Raw genomic sequence first — 22,491 nt, 5'->3', positions numbered from 1 at the left:
TAAATGAATAACTCAATATAAAGGTGTTGTAAATGGAATATTATACAAAGCGTAAAAGCCATAAATATCTGATTTTTATATTAGTTATTATAGTAATATTTTTTATATTTAATATTATCTTAATATTTTTTGATAGGAAGGTTATGCCGGCTGTTATCAAAATTGCAGAAATAATGGCAAATTCACAGACACTTAATATAATTAATGAAGAAAGTATTAAGATTTTAAATGATGACTTTAAATATGATGAAATGGTCAAAATAGAAAAGGATAGTGAAGGAAATATAATTTTGATTCAGGCTGATACATCAAAACTGAATAATATTGCTGCAGAATTATCTACGAATTGTAATAATGCATTTAAAGATATGGATAATGCAACTATAAAAGTTCCGCTTGGGTGGATGAGTGACAGAAGTATATTTTACAATCTAGGCCCAAGTATAAAAGTCAATATTCAACCAGTAGGAAATATAGCAACAAGCTATGAATCAAAATTTGAAAGTGCAGGAATAAATCAAACAAGGCATAAGGTATACTTAAATATTTCTGCAAAAGTAAGGCTTAAGCTTCCTATGAATAATGATGATATAGATGTAACAACTCAAATTCCAGTATCTGATACAATAATTGTTGGAAAAATACCAAACACTACTATTGGATTTGGAGAAAAGTGAGAAATAATTACTATAATAAGGAAACTCGATTTACATTCGTTCACTGAGTAAGCGATTCACACCAAATTAAAATTTGGGTTCTCTGCTTAGGAAACTCGATTCACATTCGTTCACTGAGTACTCACAGAGTAAGTTCGGCTATCTAAATGTGAAATTTAGAGTCTTACTTAAGCGATTCACACCAAATTAAAATTTGGTGTGTCACGTAATTTGACTTATTTATAATTATTACAAGCAAAAAGCTGATTTTAGAATATTGAAAAATACACATCTAAAATCAGCACTTTTTATATTTTATATTTGGTGAAATTAGTTTTCCCAGTTAAATACGTAAGGAACGTTTCTGTAGAAATCACCGTAATTTAATCCGTAGCCTACTACAAATATATCTTCAATTTCAAAACAGCAGTAGTCTGGTTTTATTTCAACCTTTCTTCTTGATGGTTTGTCAAGAAGAACGCAAGTCTTTATTGATGCAGGTTTTAATTTTTGAATATGATTAACAACAAAATCCATAGTTATTCCTGTATCAACAATATCGTCAACAATAAGAACGTCCCATCCTTCAATATTATCTGGAATATCATTTACTACTTTAACAGTTCCTGAAGATGTTTCGCTATGACCGTAACTTGAAGTAGTCATGAATCCAACTTTAACATTTAAATCTATAGCTCTAACTAAATCTGCAGCATATACAAAGCTTCCTCTTAATAATGATAAAACATAAAGGTTTTTTCCTTTATAATCTTCAGCTATAGTTTTTCCTAATTCTTGTATTCTTGAATCAATTTGTTCTTTAGAGAAAAGAATATTACGTTTCTTATCTTCCATATTGTAAAAACTCCTTTTAATTTATTTTAGTATTATTATTTGTTTATTATTAGGTGGTTAAACCACTTAAATTCTGGCTTTTAAATACAAAATTCGTGATTGTATCCAATAAATTGTGCTTCAATTATGTTGTAATTAATGAATTAATAGTATAAAATTATATGAAAGTTGTCAAGATAGCTTATATGAGGTGATTTAATGATACATGGAAATGTCGAAGGGATAAAAAAGTCGATAATTGAAGAATTAGAGGAAATTTATTCAATTAAAACTTTAAAAGATGAAATCTGTAGTATGGAAATTTTAGATATTATTTCGAGAATATCTAGTCTTATAGAAAGAGAAATAAGTGTTGGAATAAACAGAAAGGGAAGTGTTACTTCAGTTGCAATTGGAGATTCTACTTCTGTTGAAGTGCCAGTAATTAATATTGAAGAAAAGAGACTAGCAGGAGTAAGGGTTATTCACACTCATCCAAACGGCTACTGTAACCTTTCAGCATTAGATCTTACTGCATTACTAAAATTAAAACTTGATTCTATAGTATCTGTTGCAGTAATAGACGGAAAAATAATTGATTTTTCTCTAGGAATGCTTACATTATATAATAATAAATTAGAAACTGATGAAAAGAGTAATCTTTCAGTTGAAGAAATAATGTCTATAGACATATTAGATAAAATAAGATTCATTGAAAATTTAATAAAGACTAATGATGTTATTGAAGATTTAGAGGAAAAAGCTATATTAGTAGGTTCTGACACAAAAGAAAGTTTAGAAGAGCTAAAGGAACTTACAGAAGCATGTAATATACCAGTATTAAAAACTGTGTTCCAAAGCAGAAACAAAATAGATGCTGCTTTTTATATAGGAAGAGGAAAAGTTTTAGAAATAGCAAATATGAGACAGGTTGAAAGGGCAAATGTAATTATCTTTGATGATGAACTTTCAGGGTCTCAGGTTAGGAATCTTGAAGCAGCAATAGGTGCAAAAGTAATAGATAGAACAACATTAATTCTTGAAATATTTGCAACAAGAGCAAAAACTAAAGAAGCTAAAATACAAGTAGAACTTGCTCAGTTAAAGTATAGATTGAGCAGACTTCAAGGTCTTGGAACTGTACTTTCTAGGACAGGTGGTGGTATAGGAACAAGAGGTCCAGGAGAAAAGAAGCTTGAAACAGATAGAAGACATATAATGGAGACTATCTATGATTTAAGAAATGAACTTAAAAAGATAAAGAAAACAAGAGAAGTTCAAAGAGAAAAGAGAAGCAAGGAAAATATCCCTAAAGTATCATTAGTAGGATATACTAATGCAGGAAAATCAACACTTAGAAATGCTTTATGTGATTTAGCAGCTAAAAAGGAAAATAAGACTAAAGAAAAAGTTTTTGAAGCAGATATGCTTTTTGCAACATTAGATACTACAACAAGAGCAATAACATTAAAAAATAAAGGGCTAATAACATTAACTGATACAGTTGGATTTGTAAGAAAACTTCCACATGATTTAGTAGAAGCATTTAAATCTACACTAGAAGAAGTTATTTTTTCAGATTTATTGTGTCATGTTATAGATGCATCAAGTGATACTGCAGTAGAACAATACATTGCAGTAAATGAAGTTTTAACAGAACTTGGAGCAATTGATAAAGAAACTATAATAGTGTTAAATAAAATCGATAAGGCTTATGAAGAACAGATTCTAAAAATAAGAGAAGCATTAGATGACAGCCATAGTATAATAGAAGTTTCTGCAAAAGAAGGAACAAATCTTGATGAATTCTTAGAATTAATAGAAGAGAAACTTCCTTATAATTATAAAAAGGTTGAGTATTTAATTCCTTATGAAAAGGGTGATGTTCAATCATTCCTTCATAGAAATGGAAGAGTATTTGAAGAAGAATACAGAGATAATGGAACTTATATGGTAGTTGAAGTTGATGATGAAGCTTACAATAAAACTGTTCAATATATAATAAGTGAAAAATAGATAGGCATACATGACAGGCATCAATTATAAATTGTTGCTTGTCTGTTTTAATGGGGTGAAATTAAAAAAGTGTTAAAGACAATATTAAATTATCAAAAAGCATCAGAGAAGTTACTGAATACACTAAAAAGAAATAAGAAGGTTTTTGCTATTTTTGTATTTGGAAGTATAGTGAATGGGGATATCTGGGAAGGTTCTGATATAGATGCCTTTGTAGTTTATGAAGATGAGTTTGATGAAGTAAGACATATTTATTCAGAAATATTAGATATTCCAGTACATTTGAAAGTTCTAAGTAAAGAAAAATTTTTAGAATCATATGAGACAAATAGTAAAAAAGGATTAATTAGAGATATGCTTATATCATCAAAGCTTATATATTCAAAAGATGAGGAAATTGAAAGAGTTTTTGATGAAGCTAAGTATAGTATGAATAATTATATAGAATTATGGAATCTTCAATACTTAGGCAATTTAATAAAAAGTATAAAAGTAACTAAGAAATATCTTTACAATGATAGAATTTTTACAGCTTATGAAGTATTAATACGGGCATTAGACAATTTTGCGAAATTTTATTTGAATTTAAATTCATATATTGTAAGTAAGGATGCTGTGAAAATGGCTATGAATTTAAATAATGATTTTAATAATGTAGTAGAATCATTATTTCAAAATGGATGTCATTATGAAGAAATTAAAAATACAGTAGATTACATAGAAAAATATATAGACGAAAATATAAGCGTTGGAGCTAAATTACTTCTTAATTATTTAAATGAAAAGAACACTTTTTTAAGTTCACATGAAATTAAAAACGGTGAAATATTTAATGAATTTAATATAAAAATAGAAGATATATTAAAAGAGTTATATAGTCATCAACTTATTAAAAAAGATATAAGAAAAATAGACCTACCTCTAAAGGAAAATATTATAAGTGAAAATGTATATAGTAGATAGGAGTTGTTTATTATTAGTCTTTATGAAAATTTTAAATTTATAGAAGAAACTCCAAAATACATACAGGTTGCTGAATACATTAAGAAATTAATTGATAAAAGAGAGATTAAAGATGGAGATAAGCTTCCATCCATAAGATCACTTGCAAAAGATTTAGGGGTAAATAATGTAACTATAGTAAGTGCTTATAATAAACTTAAAAGAGAAGGATATGCATATCAGAAAATAGGTAGTGGAAGTTATGCTAAAAGAAAAGATGTATCACTTACATTCAGAAAAGAATATAGTATGAGTTTGAAAAGTATAAAAAATGAATCGCTAGATAAAATAATTGATTTTACTGGAGAAACTAATGGAGAAATACTCTTTCCCATAGATGATTTAAAGGACATAATTAATTCAGTATTAGAAAGAGATGGGGCAAAAGCTCTTATTTCAGATAATAGAAATGGATATGCTAAACTTATTACAACAATAAATGATGTGTTTTGGCGTAATAAAATAAATGAAGAAGATATAATTATTGTTTCAGGTGCTCAGCAGGGAATAGATATAACAGCTAAGGGTATACTTGGTGTCAATGATAATGTTATAGTAGAGAAGCCTACGTATGTAGGGGCATTATCAGTTTTTAAATGGAGAAAAGTAAATTTATTTGAAGTACCTATAGAACATGATGGAGTAGATTTAGATAAATTTGAAAAAATACTTCAAAAAAATGATATAAGATGTTTTTATACTATGAGTTATTTTCAATATCCTACAGGAGTGAGCTACAGTATAGAAAAGAAAAAAAGGATATTAGAATTAGCAGAAATTTATGATTTTTATATAATAGAAGATGATTATTTGTCGGAACTTATTTATGAGAATTCAATGGAATATATTCCTTTTAAGTGGCTAGATACAAATGATAGAGTTATTTATATAAAAAGTTTTTCGAAGATATTCCTTCCAGGAATAAGACTTGGATATATGATAGCACCAGAATGCTATAGGGAAAGTATTCAAAGTTCAAAGCATAATACAGATATAACTACATCTAGTCTTATGCAAAGATCTCTTCAAATGTATATTCAAGAGGGAAAGTGGAGAGAGAATATAAAAGTACTTAATGATGAATACAGAAAAAGATATACACTTATGAAAGAAATTCTAGATAATGACTTTAAAGATATTGCTTCATATATGGATCCAAAGGGTGGACTTAATTTTTATGTGATATTAAATGATAAGAATATAAATACTAAAAATTTATTTAGGGCACTTAAGAAAAAAGGAGTATATATAACTCCAGGAGCAATGCTTTTTACAAAAGAGAGTAACGGACAAGATGCATTCAGGCTTGCATTTTATCAAACTAATGATGATAAAATAATAAGAGGAATGAAAATCTTAAAAGAAGAAATATTAAAACAGTCAGTAGTTAGTGAATTGAAATAAGACTAAAATTAATATAATAATGTGGTATAGTTTTAACTATCAACTGAATAAGGGGAGTGTGTTAATGTCATACATTACAATAAGAAATAGAGGCGAGGACAGATTCGAAGAAAAGAAGTCGGAATTTATAGGCTATGCTAAAAGAGTTGAAAATGAAGAGGAAGCAAAAGAATTTGTAAATGAAATTAAGAGTATGCATAAGCAGGCAAGACATAACTGCTGGGCATATGTAATTGGAGAAAAGATGAATATTCAAAGATATTCAGATGATGGAGAGCCACAAGGTACTGCGGGAATTCCGATATTAGAAGTAATGAAGAAAAGTAATATAACAGATTGTGCTGTTGTTGTTACAAGATATTTTGGAGGAATTCTTTTAGGTGCAGGAGGACTTACAAGAGCTTATACAAAGGGGGCAAGTATTGCTCTTAAAGCAGGAGGTATTGTAGAAAAGGTTCAAGGACTTAAACTTAGCTTTGAAATAGATTATGATTTGTTTGGGAAAATACAATATCTTTGTGGACAAAATATGTGGCATATAGAAGACACTGAATATACAGATAAGGTAATTATTCATATATTATGTGAAGAATCTCAGGCTGATACTATTGAAGGAGAAATAGTTGAAGCCACAAGTGGAAAAGTTATTGTTAGAAGAAGCGAAGAGGGAATATATTTTAAGGAAGAACATAGACTGTATAGTTCAGTTTAAATATAATATAAAAAATGAAAAATCAGATAATGGGCATTAATAATAGGTTTCATTGTGATTTAAAACAAAATGTGGTATAATTTTTGTTGAATTTTTGTATCTATGATATTTAAAGATAAAATTAATAATTATATATAAATTACTTCTGTTAAATTAGTTAGATTTATATAGTAATAAGTAAGGAGGAAAACAAATGTCAGGACACTCAAAGTGGCATAATATTCAAGCAAAAAAAGGTAAAGCTGATGCAAAAAGAGGAAAAATCTTTACTAAAATAGGTAAAGAAATGGCTATAGCTATAAAAGAAGGTGGACCAAACCCTGAAAATAATTCAAAACTTAGAGATGTTATAGCAAAAGCAAAGGCTGCAAACATGCCTAATGATAATATAACTAGAGCTATTAAAAAAGCTGAAGGAGATATGAATTCAGTAAACTACGATTCAATAGTATATGAAGGATATGGCCCAAGTGGAGTTGCTGTAATTGTTGAAACACTTACAGATAATAAAAATAGATCAGCAGGTAATGTAAGAAGTGCGTTCACTAAAGGTGGCGGAAACATGGGTACTCAAGGATGCGTAAGCTTCATGTTCCAAGAAAAAGGTGAACTTGTTATAGAAAAAGAAGGTCATGATGAAGACGAAATGATGATGATGGCTTTAGATGCAGGTGCTGAAGACTTCAACAGTGATGAAGAAGAAGTATTTGTAGTAACTACAGCTCCAGAAGATTTTGGAACAGTAAGAGAAGCTTTAGAAGCAAACGGAATAGAATTCTTAGAAGCAGCAGTTAAAATGATTCCAGATACATACACTGCAATAAATGAAGAAGACGCTAAGAAGTTCCAAAAGATGTTAGACTTACTTGACGATGATGATGATGTTCAAGAAGTTTACCACAACGCTGAATTCCCAGAAGGATGGGAAGAATAATCTCATTAGACTGGATAAATCAGTGGATTATAGATCTTAAGGAAATTTGTGAAGAGATAATATTAATAAAGATATACATGCAATTCAGTTGATTTCGATATATGTATATTAAATTTTTAAGAAGTATTTTTTGTATTTTATATAGAAGATACTTCTTATTTTTTATTCTATTTAATTAGTGCATTATTAATATAAAGTTTCTTGTAATTATAGAGTAAATAAAATTGTAATAATTTAATTGAATTTAATCTCTATATGCTAAAAATATACAAATTATAAGTAAAAATATAACATAAATATAATAAAATTAAATATATGGATAAATAAAAATATAGTGATTTTTCTACTTTAATCGATTATTTTTTGATAAAAGATGAGAAAAAATGGATTTTCTACATAGATATTAAATTGAAATGGAATGAAGTGAAAAATAAATAGAATGTATTCTCAAAAAACAAAATTAAACTAGAATTCTGGAGTTAAATTAATAAGGGGAAAGTATATTTTTTCGACAAAAAATGACCAATGGGTTTATTTACTTTTTGATATAATGAACAAATAAAGAGAGCATTATAAAAATTTAACTACATATCAGGGAGGAAACTATGAATAAAACAATTAGGGGATATGTTCAAGAATCAATTGATATACTTAAAGAAGTTATTGTTAATAATGAACTTATAAACGGAGAATATATAAGTTATATTGGAGCTGATGAAACAGGTAAGATAATAATTATAAGAGATATATTAAACCAAGAAATACAATATAGTTTAAGTGAAGTGAGTTATGTATTTTTAGATTATTTAGACTGTATTGGCTGTAGAAATAGAAACATATATGAAACTATTATAAATGCTAAAGATAAAGAGCATTATGAAAAATATAAAAATTCATTCATAAAATCATTAGCAAGATTAAGAGAAATTGAACAAGCTGTATAAATTTTTAATAATAATTCTTGATTGTACTTTAGGGTATGATTGAGAGTTTTTTTATGATTTTAATGATTAAAATTGTATTAAGTATATCTTATGTAAATATGCTTAATTTTCTATAGTATAATTTCTAAGAATATTTTAGTATCACTTATATAAACAATAATTGTGGAATTATATTAATGGGTATCATTAGGTAGTATAGTTGCAATAATTATTATTGTATTAAAGCCTAAAAATCTGAATGAGAAGCGAATTTTGTAAAATATAATTAAAAATAATAATATTTGATATATGAATTTTGTTATTTATATTGATGTGTGTAAAATTTTACAGACACTTTTTATTTTTGGATAAAGATAAAAAGTGTCTTTTTTATCAGTTATGTAAATAATTATTCTTATTAAAAATAATTATTTTCAAATTTTTTACTTAAATTGAAAAAAATCAATAAAATGATGAAAATAATTAAAAAAATATAAAGTTAATATAATAAAAAAATAGAAAAGTATTGAAAAACTCAAAAAAAGTTATTAAAATGGTATTAAAGATAAAAAATGATAATTTATTGAAAAATAAATTTTAATTATATTGAAAGGAACTATAAAGTGGATTATTTGTTTATTGTAATAATAGGGGTCATCATAGGAAGTTTTTTAAATGTTTGTATATTTAGAATACCTGAAGAACAATCTATTTGTTTTCCATCATCACATTGTACAAGCTGTCAACACAAGTTAGGTATTTTAGATTTAGTACCAGTATTGAGTTATATATTTTTAAAAGGCAAGTGTAGATATTGTAAAGAAAAAATATCTATAAGATATCCCTTAATTGAATTATTAAATGCAGCATTTTATTTGATTATTTATTATAAATATGGATTTAGTATTCTTACTTTAAAATATTTTATTCTTGCGTCTTTATTAATTGTGATTTCTATGATTGATTTTGATACACAGGATGTATATACTTCAACAACAATATTTGGAGCAGCAGTAGGAATAGTATTTTTAGTAATACATCAGTTTATCCTTAAAGAAGAAGCTTTAAGTTTTATTTTTGGAGGAATAGCTGGAGCATTAATAATAGGAATAATAGTGTTTGTTACAAGAGGAATGGGTGAAGGAGATATTGAAATAGCTGGAGTTTGTGGCCTGTTTTTAGGGCTTAAAGGGATTTTACTAGCGCTATTTTTAGGAATAATTATAGGAGGAATTGTAGCAATAATAATTCTTTTATTAAAAATAAAAAGTGCTAAAGATAGAATAGCATTTGGACCATTTATAGCTATAGGAACTATGATATCAATGCTTTATGGAAACGAAATAGTAAATGCGTATTTGAGTGTCTTTTATTGATGCTAAATCTAAAAAACATAGAAATAAGAGGAGGTTAAGCTGATTATGGCAATTGAAAAAAGAAGATTGGGAAATATTCTTGTTAATGCAGGAAAGATAACAAGCTTTCAACTGCAAGAAGCATTAAAAACTCAAAAATCATTTGGAAAAAATTAGGTGAAATTCTTGTAGATAGCAATATTATAACTGAAGATGAAATAATTGAAGCTATAGAACAGCAAACAGGAATTAAACGAGTTGATTTAAATACCATAGATTTTAATAGAAAAGCCATCAGTTTAATTCCAGAAAATCTATGCAAGAAGTATACACTTATACCATTCAATTTTGAGAATAATAAAATTCAAGTTACTTTAGAAGACCCATTAAATATATTTGCAATTGATGATTTAGCAATATCTACAGGATTTGAAATTGAATCGTTTATTTCTAGGAAAGATGACATTAAAAAGTATATAGGGATTTATTATAGTACTCAGCAGGTAGATAATGCGGCAATACAGTTATCTAAGGAAAGTACAAAGGCACTAAAGAATTCTAAAGAAGCTTTTGAATTAACTAGTGATGTAAATAGTGCTCCAGTTGTAAAAATGGTTGATTATTTATTTAAAAATTCAGTTGAACTTAAAGCATCTGATATACATATAGAACCATTTGAAGATGAAATAAGAATAAGATATAGAATTGATGGAAAACTTAGAACTATTAATAAATTAGGAATAGAAAGTCTTGCTCCATTAGTTACAAGAATAAAAATAATGGCAGGTCTAAATATTGCAGAAAAAAGAATACCACAAGATGGAAAGATAATGATAAAGATTAACGATAAGGAAATTGACCTTAGAATATCTGTCCTTCCAGTGGCTTTTGGAGAAAAGATTGTTATAAGAATCTTAAACAAGGGAAGTGGAGTAATTAGAAAAGAAGACCTTGGTATGGATAAGGAAAACATAGATAAAATAAATAGAATAATTTCAAATCCACATGGGATAATTCTTGTTACAGGACCTACGGGAAGTGGTAAGTCTACAACTTTATATTCTGTATTAAGTGAGTTAAATTCTAGTGAATTAAATATTATTACAGTTGAAGATCCAGTTGAATTTACAATGAATGGAGTAAACCAGGTAAATGTAAATGAAAAAGCAGGACTAACATTTGCAAGTGGTCTTAGAAGTATATTAAGACAAGACCCTGATATAATAATGATTGGGGAAATAAGAGATGAGGAAACAGCAGAAATAGCAATAAGAGCAGCCATAACAGGACATTTAGTTTTAAGTACTCTTCATACAAATGATGCACCTTCATCAATAGCAAGACTTATAGATATGGGAGTAAAACCTTATCTTGTATCTACATCAGTTGTAGGAGTAATTGCACAAAGACTTGTTAGAAAAATATGTGATCACTGTAAAACACCATATGAAGCAAGTGATTATGAAAAAAAGGTTTTATTTTTTACTCTTTGGTAAATATAGTTGTTTGTTTTGTGAATTTATACTAATATTTTTTGTGGAATTCTTAATTGTTATATTGTGACTAATTTAAGAAATTTTCCTTGATATCAAAGTTGATAGTCTTATGTATATTATAAAATCAATTACTGCAAAATTCGACAAAAGTACTTCTCTAAAAAATATATAATTACTATAATACTAAAAAAACATCCATTTATCTATTATATTTATAAATAAATGGATGTTTTTTGTTTATGTTCGAACTTTATCGACATTATTTATTTTAAAATAAAAATATAATTAAAAAAGTACTTTAAAAAAACTACAAAAAAGAATAAAATAATGTTATTATTTTATATAATATATAAAGTGTTAAGTTTAATGTTGATTAATTACTGTTATTGCATTTCGTAGTAATAAATAACTGATAAAAATATAAATTAAGTTAATTATTTTGAAAGGAAATATAAAGTGGATTATTTATTTGTTGTAATAATAGGTTTAGTAATAGGAAGTTTTTTAAATGTATGTATATTTAGAATTCCTGAAGGACAATCTATATGCTATCCGCCATCACATTGTGGAAGCTGTGAACATCAATTAGGAGTTCTGGATTTAGTACCTGTATTAAGCTACATATTTTTACGAGGCAGATGTAGATATTGTAAAGAAAAAATTTCTATAAGATATCCATTAATTGAGTTACTAAATGGTTTGCTTTATTTAATTATTTATTTTAAATATGGATTTAATATTCTTACTTTAAAATACTTTGTTCTAACATCTTTATTAATTGTGATTTCTATGATTGATTTGGATACACAAGATGTATATACTTCAACAGCAATATTTGGAGCTGTAGCTGGAATAATATTTGTAGTAATACAACAGTTTGTTTTTAAACAAGGAAGTTTAGAGTATATCATTGGAGGAATAGTTGGAGCTGTAATAATAGGAATAGTTGTATTTATTACTAGGGGGATGGGCGAAGGTGATATTGAGATAGCTGGAGTATGTGGCCTATTTTTGGGATGGAAAGGAATTTTGATTGCATTGTTTTTAGGAATAGTTATAGGCGGAATTGTAGGAATAATTATTCTTTTATTAAAAATAAGAAATGCTAAAGATAGAATGGCATTTGGACCATTTATAGCTATAGGAACTATTATATCAATGCTTTATGGAAGTGAAATATTAAATGCATATTTAAATTTTTTATATTGACATAAAATCTAAAAATATAAAAAGAGGGAGAGGCTAAGCTGATTATGGCAATTGAGAAAAGAAGACTAGGAAATATTCTTGTAAATGCAGGAAAGATAACAAGTTTTCAATTACAAGAAGCATTAAAAATTCAAAAATCATTAGGTAAAAAATTAGGTGAGATTCTTGTAGATAGTAACATTATAACTGAAGATGACATAATTGAAGCTATTGAACAGCAAACTGGAATTAAGAAAGTTGATTTAAATCTTATACAGTTTAATAGAAAAGCCATTAGTTTAATCCCAGAAAATTTATGTAAAAAATATACCCTCATACCATTTGGATTTGAAAACAATAAAATAAAAGTTGCTCTTGCAGACCCTTTAAATATATTTGCAATTGATGATGTAGCTATTTCTACTGGATTTGAAATAGAATCATTTATATCAAGAAAAGAAGATATTAAAAAGTATATAGGTATATATTATAGTAGCCAGCATGTAGATAATGCAGTAATTCAGCTATCTAAGGAAAGTACAAAGACGTTAAAGAGCTCGAAAGAAGCTTTTGAATTAACTAGTGATGTAAATAGTGCTCCTGTTGTAAAGATGGTTGATTATTTATTTAAGAATTCAGTTGAACTTAAAGCATCGGACATACATATAGAACCATTTGAAAATGAAATAATAATAAGATATAGAATTGATGGAAAGCTTAGAACGGTAAATAAATTAGGTATTGAAAGCTTAGGAGCATTAGTTACTAGAATAAAAATTATGGCTGGTTTAAATATAGCTGAAAAGAGAATACCTCAAGATGGGAAAATAATGATTAAGGTAAATGATAAAGAAATTGATCTTAGAGTTTCTATATTACCAGTAGTGTACGGTGAAAAGATAGTTATAAGAATATTAAATAAAGGTAATGGAATATTAACAAAAGAACAGCTAGGGATGAAAGAGAAAGATATAGAAAAAATAGATAAAATAATATCTAATCCTCATGGAATAATTCTTGTTACAGGACCTACAGGAAGTGGTAAGTCTACTACATTATATACATTATTGAGTGAACTTAATTCTGATGAATTAAATATAGTTACAGTAGAAGATCCAGTTGAATATACAATGGATGGAGTAAATCAGGTAAATGTAAATGAAAAGTCAGGCTTAACATTTGCAAGTGGGCTAAGAAGTATATTAAGACAAGACCCTGACATTGTTATGATTGGAGAAATTAGAGATGAAGAGACGGCTGAAATTGCAATAAGAGCAGCAATAACAGGACATTTAGTATTGAGTACTTTACATACTAATGATGTACCTTCAACTATAGTGAGATTGATAGACATGGGGGTTAAACCATATTTAGTTTCAACATCAGTAGTTGGAATAGTGGCTCAGAGGCTTGTTAGAAAAATATGTTCAAATTGTAAAACATCTTATGAAGCAAGTGAACAGGAAAAAAAGATATTAGGTAAAGATTTAGATGAAAAAGTTACTTTATTTAAAGGAGAAGGTTGTGGATATTGTCATGAAACTGGATATACAGGAAGAATAGGAATATATGAAATAATGGAAATGACAAGAGAACATAGAAAACTTATTAATGAAGGTGCAGATTCTGATATGTTAAGAGATATATCAGTGAAAAATGGAATGGTAACTTTAGAAGAGGAATGTAGGGAATTGGTTTTAAAGGGTATTACTACAGTAGAGGAATTGTCGGATATATCAACAATATAAATTTATATTGTGAAAAGAGGGTGTTTTAAATAGCAAGATATAAATATAGAATTATGAATTCAGATGGTGAAAAAATCAATGGAACCTATGAAGCAAATTCAAGAGAAGAAGTAATAGACTATATATCGGGAAATGGATATTATCCACTTTTGGTGGAAGAAGTGGTTGAAAGTAAAAATATAAACTTTAAGTTTGGAAATAAAGTGAGAATTAAGGATATAGCTATTTTTTGTAGACAATTTTATACTATGCTTAATGCTGGAGTGCCAATTTTAACTTGTTTAAGTATTCTATCTGACCAGGTTGTAAATGAAAAGTTAAAGAAAGCTGTTAAGACTGTAAGTGATGATGTTGAAAAAGGTGAGGTATTATCTGATGCAATGAAAAAACAAAAAGGAGTTTTTCCAGACCTCTTAACATCTGTTGTGGCTTCTGGGGAAGCTAGTGGAAACTTAGAAGCTGTTATGCTTAGAATGTCAAAAAATTATGAAAAGGAAAATAAAATAAATAACAAAGTACGAAACGCTATGGTTTATCCTATTATTTTAAGCTTAGTAGCAATTGTATCAGTAATATTTATTTTAGTATATGTAATGCCTACATTTACTCAAGTATTTGAAGGTTCTGGAATGCAGTTACCATGGACAACAACTTTTCTACTTGGATTGAGTACTGAGATAAAGAATAATTGGATTATGTTGTTAATTCTACTTGCTATTATTATTACAGGAATAAGTATATTTTCTAAAACAGATCAGGGAATATTATTTTTTAGTAAGCTAAGAATGAAATTTCCAGTAGTTAAAAGTGTTACAGAAATGCTTATAGTATCAAGATTTACAAGAACATTATCAACACTTATAGCAAGTGGATTAACATTAGTTGATTCTCTAGAAATTGCTGCTGAAGTTTCAGGAAATAAAATAGTAGAGGATGCAATTCTAAATATAAAAGATGAAGTTATGAGAGGGGAAAGCCTTTACTATTCAATGAAACAAAGCAATGTATTTCCACCAATGCTTTATTCAATGGTGAAAATAGGTGAAGATACAGGTTCTCTTGAAGAAATATTAAATAAAACAGCAGATTTTTATGATGAAGAACTAGATTCAACTATACAAAATGCAGTTTCTCTATTAGAGCCTATACTTATAGTAATAATGGGAGTAGTAATAGGATTTTTAATAATATCAATAATGTTACCAATGTTTGATTCTTATAATCAAATTTAAGGATAAATAATGCACAATGTGCGATCCAGAGTGCATCAAAAATATACAATTTTAGGAGGAATTTATAAATGAACAAATTATTCATTAAGAAGAAAAATGAATTAAACCAAAAGAAAAAGAAAGGATTTACGCTTATTGAACTTATTATAGTTATTGCTGTTATCGCAATACTTGCAGCAATGGCAATTCCTAAATTTAGCTCAATAAGAAGAGATGCAAAAGTAAATAATGATGTTGCTGCAGCCAAAAACATAGCAACAGTAACTTCAACATTGATTGCAAATGGAACTATAACTGAAGCTAAAACTTATGATTTAGGGACTGATGATACTGATGGTATTGCAACAACAATTAAAAGTAAACTAGATGGTAAAGCAAAAGATGGTAAAGGAGAAGCAACAGGACAATCTTTTAAGGTAGAAGTAGGTCCAGATGAATCTGTAACTGTTTCATGTGATAATGCGGTATTATATCCTGAGGCTAATGTGAAAGAATATACTAATAAGGCTGAAGGAAAAGGAACTAGTACTACATCTGGTTCATCTAATACTGATACAAATAAATAGTACTATATAAAACTCATATGAAACTGATGGATTATAAATACAAATATTAAAATATGTAAGTTATATACTTACATATTTTAATTATGTAAAAAAATATATAAGCTTAAATAAGAATTTTATTGGAGGCTATATGAAATATAAAGACAATAACAAAAAAAAGAAAAAATCATTTGACATAAAATCATTAATGAATATGGATATTAAAGATTTAAAAGTTAAAATTCCATATAAAAAGATAAGTATGAAAAAAATGCTTCCAGAGAAAAAGAGAAAAGTAGTTGCTTTTGATATTGGAAGTATGGTTATTAAAATAGCTGAAGGTATTTATTATAAGGATGAACTTATCATAGATAAATGTATGGAAATTCCTACTCCAAAGGATACAGTTATTGATGGGGAAATAAAAAAGGATATTGAGTTAGTTAAGAGAATTAAAGAGTTTTTAGATGAAAATCAAATTAGCGCTAAGTATGGAATTTGTACAACAAATTCAACAACTATAATAAATAGAGAAATATTAATTCCTAAAGTTGAAGAAGAGGAATTAGATACAGTAGTAAGATATGAGATACAACAGTATCTTCCTATAAATTTAGATGATTATATATTACAAGTTACAACTTTAAATGAAGAAAAAAGTTCAGAGGGATTGGATAAGTTAAACGTAAGAGTTATAGCATACCCTAATAAAATGGCAAGAGCTTATTATAATTTGCTCAAAAATTTAAATTTAAAGCCATATGCATTAGATGTTAATTATAATGCAATAGAAAAGTTGATTAATTATACAGAAAATAAAATAGAAAACAATGATGATAATTCAGTTGCTTACATAGATATGGGAGCAGAATTTATCAATGTTAATATATATAAAAATAAAAAGCTTGATTTTACCAGAATAATAAAAGCAGGCGGTAATGAAATTAATGATTATCTACAAAAGCTAACTGGGATGGACTATAGTGAGTTAGAAAGAATGAAAAAGAATAATATTGATTTATGTAATGATGAAAATACTGATAATTTTGCAGTAAGAGAAGTTGTGAATGAATGGATAGAAAAAATAGAAAAAATAATTCAGTTTTATAGAAATAAATCTATGGGAAATAGTGTAGATGAAATAATTATTATTGGAGGAAGCTCTAAGTTAAAGGGATTAGATAAATATTTTCAAGATAGACTTAGAATAAAAACAAGAAGAATAAGTGATATTTCTAAAATAGCATTTAAATTAAACAGTAATAGTATGCCAATTGATGATTTTATGAATGTTATAGGAAGTGTTATTAGACTATAGAGAGGAGCTGCGAATATGAAAGATTTAAATTTTTTTGAGCCGTATCAAAGAAATAAAAAGAAAAATATTAATATTAATACGTATGTTTATGCAGTAGCAGCATTAGCAGGATTTATTATAGTTGCCTCTTTTGGATTTAATACTATTAAGTTATTTATTTTAGAAAAGCAAACTCAAAAAATTAATGAAAAATTAAATGTCACAGAAATACAATCACAACTTAAAGAAGCTGATAATATTAATAGTCAGATAAATGTACTAACTAATTATAATAGTGCATTAACTGATATTTCAAAGAGTGTAAGTGAAAGAAATAATGTATCAGATGAGATACTTAATGATTTGAATAATAATGCACCAAGTAGTATAGCATTTAAAAATATAGATATAGATAATAATGTTATAAAAATCAGAGGAACAGCTTCAGATTGGGCGAGCGTAGCACAATATGTACATAATTTAGGTGAGTTGCCAAGAATGCAGGATGTTACTGTAAATTCAATAGATCAATCAGGTGCTGTAGTAGGGCAATACTCCTTTGATATGAAATGTGTGTTGAAGGAGGTAAATTAATTATGAAATTAAGCAATAGAGAAAAGATAATGCTATGTATTTTAGGAATTATAGTATTAGGAATAGGCTATTACAATTTCATATATAAGTCATTAAGTGAAAAAGTCACAACAGCTGAAAATAGAAAAAATGAAATTGAAAATAAGTATAATGCTGCAATGGCAACTATACAAAATATTGACGATAAAAAAAGTAATCTTAAAATATTAAAATCACAAATTTTAAACTGCTCAGAAGGTTTTTATCCAACTATAAGTGAAGAACATATAATCTTAGAATTAAATCAATTATTAACTGAAAGCGGACTTAGTGGGGGAATAAAATTTGACCCAATAGTTACTCAGTCTGTTGAAAAAGTAGAAAAAGAAAGTGTTGATATTCCTGAAAGTTCAATGCAAAAGTTTGTTGACCAATATTCTGAGTTGGCCCCTAATTCAGGAATACCAAGTGGTGCTAAAACATCAGAACAGGATGGTAAGACAATAAGTAATAATTCAGATACTTCAACTAGTTTACAAAGTAATTCTAGTAACAATTCAAAAAGCAATCAAGAAAGAAATGGAACTTCAAATGATAAAAATAGTAACTCTATTGAATACTTAAAATGTTCAATAACATTTAAGGGAACATATGAAAGTTTAAATACATTTTTAAAAAGTATTAGAGAAAATAAGAAAAAGATAATTGTGAATTCATTAAGTACATCTCAAGATTCAACAAATGGAATAAACGGAACACTAAAGCTTGAAATTTATTCTGTACCTAAAATTGATGATGAACTTGAACAATATTTAAAATGGAATTTAGATGGAAATAATAATGGGACGGCAACATTTAGTTCAAATTCTATAAATGATATTCAAGATAGTGAATATGAAAAAGTAGATTTTGTTTTATCTTCTAAGCCAATGAGTTCTGATTTTCCAAGTGTGATAATGGGAAAGGCTAAGGATAGTACAAGAACTACCTATGTATATGCAGATAGTAACAAACCTGAAGATGTTGAATTGATTTTAACTAAAGAAGGAAATAAGTATTACTATAAGTATAAAACTTCAAAGGGAACATATCCTAAAGACTTTAATGGAAATGGTGTTGAATTTATACCTGAATTAGGCACAAGCATAAATGTGGATGTATTCAGTGAAAGTAGAACTGATTCAGATGATGAAGCAGGTGTAAAACTTAAAATAACTAATAATACTGATATGTTAGTAAATGTAAATATAAGTGGTGATGATAGTACTAATCCAAGAATTATAGTAGATGGCGATAGTAGCAATATAAGTGTCAACTCAAAGTAGGTGTAATCATGAAAAAGAAATCTACAAAAAAATCAGGATTTACTTTGCTAGAAACTATAATAAGTATGACAGTAACTATGATTTTGCTAGTTGGCGTATTTAGTGGATATATGATGATTATTAGAAGTACTAAGGATGGAGAAACTAAGCAAAAGGCTAATCTTATTGGAAAAGAACTTGTAGAAAAAATCAAAGCTTCTTCAGATGACCTTATAATCAAGGATGGAAAAATATATTTGGCTGATAATATACCAATAGATCAAGTATCGAAACAAGGAACTATAAAAATAAAAAAAGATGGTAGTATTACTACTAGTAACGAAGATTGTGAATATGAAGTTGTTGTAAATTTATCAGAAAAAACTACTGAGAGTAATAATAATATAAATATATCATCCTATGAAAATTCTGAAGAAAATTCATTTGTTATAGGGGACAATACTATATATTTAAAAAATGATTATCCATTGAATGAAAAGAATAATTTTAATATTACTAGTAATTTAAAAATAAATATCGATAAATATGGAAATGGTACTCTAGGCTTTGAGGGCAAGGAAACTAAATATACTGATAGTATGAATATGGTTTTAGATGTGAAGTATTGTAAATCAAATTTAAATATTGATATTATAAATAATTCAAATAATACATTGAATTTATGTATTTTAAACAGTACATACATGAGTAATGGTGAAAGAAATGTTGATATTAATAATGAAAAAGGCTCGGTTAATGAATATTATAGGGTTGATTCACAAGCTAAAAGGGGAGCTTTATACAACATTATTATCGATATTTACAGAAAAGGCAATAGGAATGAAAAGCTATTTAAATCTGCTTTTGTAAAGAATATAGAAATTCATTAGATATAGAAAGGGGGTAAGCAATCTTGATAAAAAGAAAAAAGCAAGGATCAAGTCTTATATTTGTTGTTGTTATTTTTACATTTGTATTAATTGTATCAACTGGGATGCTATCTATGGTAGCAACAAATTATACTGCAAGAGTAACAGAAAATAAGAGAGTTGAAAATTTATATTCTTCTGAAAGTGGATTAGATATAGCATACAATATAGTGGCGAAAACTATAGAAAATGCTAATCAATATGGATATAACAAAGTTGAAAATTTAAAAACAGCAAAGAACCTTTCATATGATGAATTCAGTAAACTTAATAATAATATAGATGATGAAAAGGACAAAAAATCTCTATATGCATTATATGCTGATATAGATTTTTTAGAGTTAAATAAAGATAAAAATTCTTCCAAAATTGAAGCTGATAAAAAGAGAATTGATCAATTGGTGAATTATGTTTTCAAAAAGAATTTCAGAAAATATATTACAGAACACTTAGAAAATAATATACAGGGATCGGATAATAAAAATGAGAGTGATTTAGGATTAAAAGGAATGTATTATTTATCTAATTTAAAAGATAAGCAAGTTGTTGACTATGGAGGAGCTTTAATTACAGTTGAAGAAAGTATATCAGAAAATAATAAATTAAAATGGGTTTTAGGTCAAGAGAATAATGTTGATACGAAGTTAGTGACAAGATATGGCCTTGATGATGAAGGAAAAATAGTAAAAGAAGAACAGTATAATTTAGATTTTACATATTATGATAAAGAAGATGCAGAATTCAATTTGAAATCTCAATTTAAATCAAACAATGAAAATATGTCTATATCTAGAGTTGGAATTAATAAAAGAACAATACAGGTAAGTTATGATATAAGAGTACCTAATTATGATGAAGTTGCATTTAAAAATACTATGGTAGAAGGATCAATAAAAGATATTCCAGGAATAACAATTGGTCAAAATATGGACATAGAGGATTCTGATTTAAATATTAATGGTGATATTTTTGTTCAAGGTGCTGATATATCAGATTTAGCAAGAGAAAATAGAACATATAAAAAATATGATTCTGGAATTAAATTAAATAGCAGTAAATCATCAAAGAGTAATGTTAATTTTAATGGTGATATTTATACAAGAGAAACATTTAATATTAAAAATAATATGAATATTAATGTTAAAGGTGATTTGTACGCGAAAAATTTATATGTAGGTAATTCTGAAAATGGAAATGAAACAACTAATTCTGACTTTTATTTAAATAATAATAAGCTTGTTTTAGATAATGATTTGGCTATAAAGGCTAATAAAACTAATATTACAATTAAAGATTTTTATGGAATTAGTGATAAAACAGAAAACAATTCTGAGAAGGTGAGAAAATCAAGTTCTATAATAATTAATAACTATAATCAGAGTCCAGAAGATATGTGTAAGGTAAATATAAAAGATACTGCATATATTGCAGGAGTTGCACATATTGATACAGATAACGATTATGAGACTGGTGAATCTGTTGCTGTTAAAGGAAATTATAATGCTTATTCTGTTCCAATAGATAAAAGTGAGGATTATTCTTATGATGATACATTTAATAATGACCAATCCCTTCAGTTAATGAATGGTGATGTAAATCAAAAATCTAGACATTTCTATGAGTATTGGAAAGATAAATTATCTGGAGATAATAAAGTAGACTGTGGCGGGGTTGTTTTTGATAATATTGAAAATGTTCATAGTATTGGTGCAATAGTATCTGATAATGGAAATAAAGTTTACAATGCAAACTATACTATAGATGATTTTAAGGATGAACTAAATAAGCAACGAAGAGAATATGCCAGTAAGGTTTATAAAATGGGTGCAGAAGCTGATTTAGGCGATTATGAGGGGACAGAAGTAAAAGCAGTTAAGGTAAGTGATTATATTAAATTCAATAAGATAAGTGAAGAGTATCATAGTAAGAATGCTATCTTTTCAAAGGATAAGTCTATTGTACTTAAAGGAAGCGGTAATACAGGGAAATTATATGATTCAAATAATTATATATTAGTTGATTTAACTTCTAATCCAGATTTGCAGACTGTAATAGTGTGTAATAAAGATGTGATAATTGATGGAAGTGTGAATTTAATAGGAGATATTATTACTAATGGAAATATTGTAGTAAAGGGAAATGGAAAAGTTAATATATACTATGATAAAAATGTTACGAACAAAATTCAAAATAGCAATAAGCAAATATTTAAAGAGGTATTTGGAAGTGAATATGCTGGAGATGAATTAGAGAATTATAATTTAGTTAGTAATATAGATTCAAATTCAACTGATTTTATAAAAACTAAGTCATGGAAGATACTTAAATAATAGGAGTGTTTCA

The 22,491-nt window shown here is 27.1% G+C and carries 18 protein-coding genes and 1 pseudogene; 18 read left to right on the top strand and 1 reads right to left on the bottom strand.

Annotation, left to right across the window (positions count from 1 at the left end; all coding sequences use genetic code 11):
* Window positions 1-32: 32 nt before the first annotated feature.
* The gene (gene yunB / locus HF850_RS08130) at window positions 33-677 is read left to right on the top strand and encodes a sporulation protein YunB (RefSeq protein ID WP_169104954.1); all 645 of its coding nucleotides are present in this window, start codon (window positions 33-35) and stop codon (window positions 675-677) included.
* Between the two features lie 309 nt (window positions 678-986).
* Here the strand turns inward: yunB and hpt are convergent, their stop codons facing one another.
* A complete protein-coding gene (gene hpt, locus HF850_RS08125) occupies window positions 987-1,511 on the bottom strand; it encodes a hypoxanthine phosphoribosyltransferase (protein ID WP_169104953.1) in 525 nt (174 codons plus the stop codon).
* A 198-nt stretch (window positions 1,512-1,709) separates the two neighbouring features.
* Here hpt and hflX point away from each other — a divergent pair, with 198 nt between their 5' ends.
* The 17 genes and pseudogenes from hflX (at window position 1,710) to HF850_RS08040 (ending at window position 22,478) form a co-directional block, all read left to right on the top strand.
* Window positions 1,710-3,506, top strand: a complete 1,797-nt coding sequence (gene hflX, locus HF850_RS08120; protein ID WP_169104952.1) for a GTPase HflX — start codon at window positions 1,710-1,712, stop codon at window positions 3,504-3,506.
* A gap of 69 nt (window positions 3,507-3,575) precedes the next feature.
* Entirely contained in the window at window positions 3,576-4,469 is an 894-nt protein-coding gene (locus tag HF850_RS08115) for a nucleotidyltransferase domain-containing protein (protein ID WP_169104951.1), read from the top strand.
* Between the two features lie 12 nt (window positions 4,470-4,481).
* Entirely contained in the window at window positions 4,482-5,912 is a 1,431-nt protein-coding gene (locus HF850_RS08110) for a PLP-dependent aminotransferase family protein (RefSeq protein ID WP_169104966.1), read from the top strand.
* A 64-nt stretch (window positions 5,913-5,976) separates the two neighbouring features.
* Complete coding sequence (locus HF850_RS08105) at window positions 5,977-6,624, top strand: YigZ family protein (protein ID WP_169104950.1); 648 nt, start codon at window positions 5,977-5,979, stop codon at window positions 6,622-6,624.
* 193 nt (window positions 6,625-6,817) lie between these two features.
* Window positions 6,818-7,558 carry a YebC/PmpR family DNA-binding transcriptional regulator gene (locus HF850_RS08100; protein WP_169104949.1) on the top strand — a complete coding sequence of 247 codons (741 nt, stop codon included), beginning with the start codon at window positions 6,818-6,820 and terminating at the stop codon, window positions 7,556-7,558.
* 605 nt (window positions 7,559-8,163) lie between these two features.
* Window positions 8,164-8,502, top strand: a complete 339-nt coding sequence (locus HF850_RS08095) for a hypothetical protein (protein WP_169104948.1) — start codon at window positions 8,164-8,166, stop codon at window positions 8,500-8,502.
* A gap of 602 nt (window positions 8,503-9,104) precedes the next feature.
* On the top strand, window positions 9,105-9,857 hold the full coding sequence (locus HF850_RS08090; protein ID WP_169104947.1) for an A24 family peptidase: 753 nt from the start codon (window positions 9,105-9,107) through the stop codon (window positions 9,855-9,857).
* Window positions 9,858-9,902: 45 nt separating this feature from the next.
* Window positions 9,903-11,314: pseudogene (locus tag HF850_RS08085) on the top strand (ATPase, T2SS/T4P/T4SS family); the annotation flags it as partial.
* A 474-nt stretch (window positions 11,315-11,788) separates the two neighbouring features.
* Entirely contained in the window at window positions 11,789-12,541 is a 753-nt protein-coding gene (locus tag HF850_RS08080; protein ID WP_169104946.1) for an A24 family peptidase, read from the top strand.
* Between the two features lie 44 nt (window positions 12,542-12,585).
* The gene (locus HF850_RS08075; RefSeq protein ID WP_169104945.1) at window positions 12,586-14,268 is read left to right on the top strand and encodes a GspE/PulE family protein; all 1,683 of its coding nucleotides are present in this window, start codon (window positions 12,586-12,588) and stop codon (window positions 14,266-14,268) included.
* 29 nt (window positions 14,269-14,297) lie between these two features.
* A complete protein-coding gene (locus HF850_RS08070; RefSeq protein ID WP_169104965.1) occupies window positions 14,298-15,500 on the top strand; it encodes a type II secretion system F family protein in 1,203 nt (400 codons plus the stop codon).
* Window positions 15,501-15,568: 68 nt separating this feature from the next.
* A complete protein-coding gene (locus tag HF850_RS16030; RefSeq protein WP_169104944.1) occupies window positions 15,569-16,066 on the top strand; it encodes a prepilin-type N-terminal cleavage/methylation domain-containing protein in 498 nt (165 codons plus the stop codon).
* A gap of 130 nt (window positions 16,067-16,196) precedes the next feature.
* Window positions 16,197-17,363, top strand: a complete 1,167-nt coding sequence (pilM, locus tag HF850_RS08060) for a type IV pilus assembly protein PilM (protein WP_169104943.1) — start codon at window positions 16,197-16,199, stop codon at window positions 17,361-17,363.
* Window positions 17,364-17,378: 15 nt separating this feature from the next.
* On the top strand, window positions 17,379-17,936 hold the full coding sequence (locus HF850_RS08055; RefSeq protein ID WP_169104942.1) for a PilN domain-containing protein: 558 nt from the start codon (window positions 17,379-17,381) through the stop codon (window positions 17,934-17,936).
* Between the two features lie 2 nt (window positions 17,937-17,938).
* The gene (locus HF850_RS08050) at window positions 17,939-19,240 is read left to right on the top strand and encodes a pilus assembly protein PilO (RefSeq protein ID WP_169104941.1); all 1,302 of its coding nucleotides are present in this window, start codon (window positions 17,939-17,941) and stop codon (window positions 19,238-19,240) included.
* An 8-nt stretch (window positions 19,241-19,248) separates the two neighbouring features.
* Window positions 19,249-20,109, top strand: coding sequence for a prepilin-type N-terminal cleavage/methylation domain-containing protein (locus HF850_RS08045; protein WP_169104940.1), 861 nt, complete (start codon window positions 19,249-19,251; stop codon window positions 20,107-20,109).
* A gap of 23 nt (window positions 20,110-20,132) precedes the next feature.
* Entirely contained in the window at window positions 20,133-22,478 is a 2,346-nt protein-coding gene (locus HF850_RS08040) for a hypothetical protein (protein ID WP_169104939.1), read from the top strand.
* Window positions 22,479-22,491: the final 13 nt, after the last annotated feature.

The organism is Clostridium sp. SM-530-WT-3G (assembly GCF_012843905.1).
In the GTDB taxonomy this organism is placed as follows: Bacteria; Bacillota; Clostridia; order Clostridiales; family Clostridiaceae; genus Clostridium.
The sequence above is the reverse complement of the archived record's forward strand: the minus strand, read 5'-3'. Positions and strand labels throughout refer to the sequence as shown.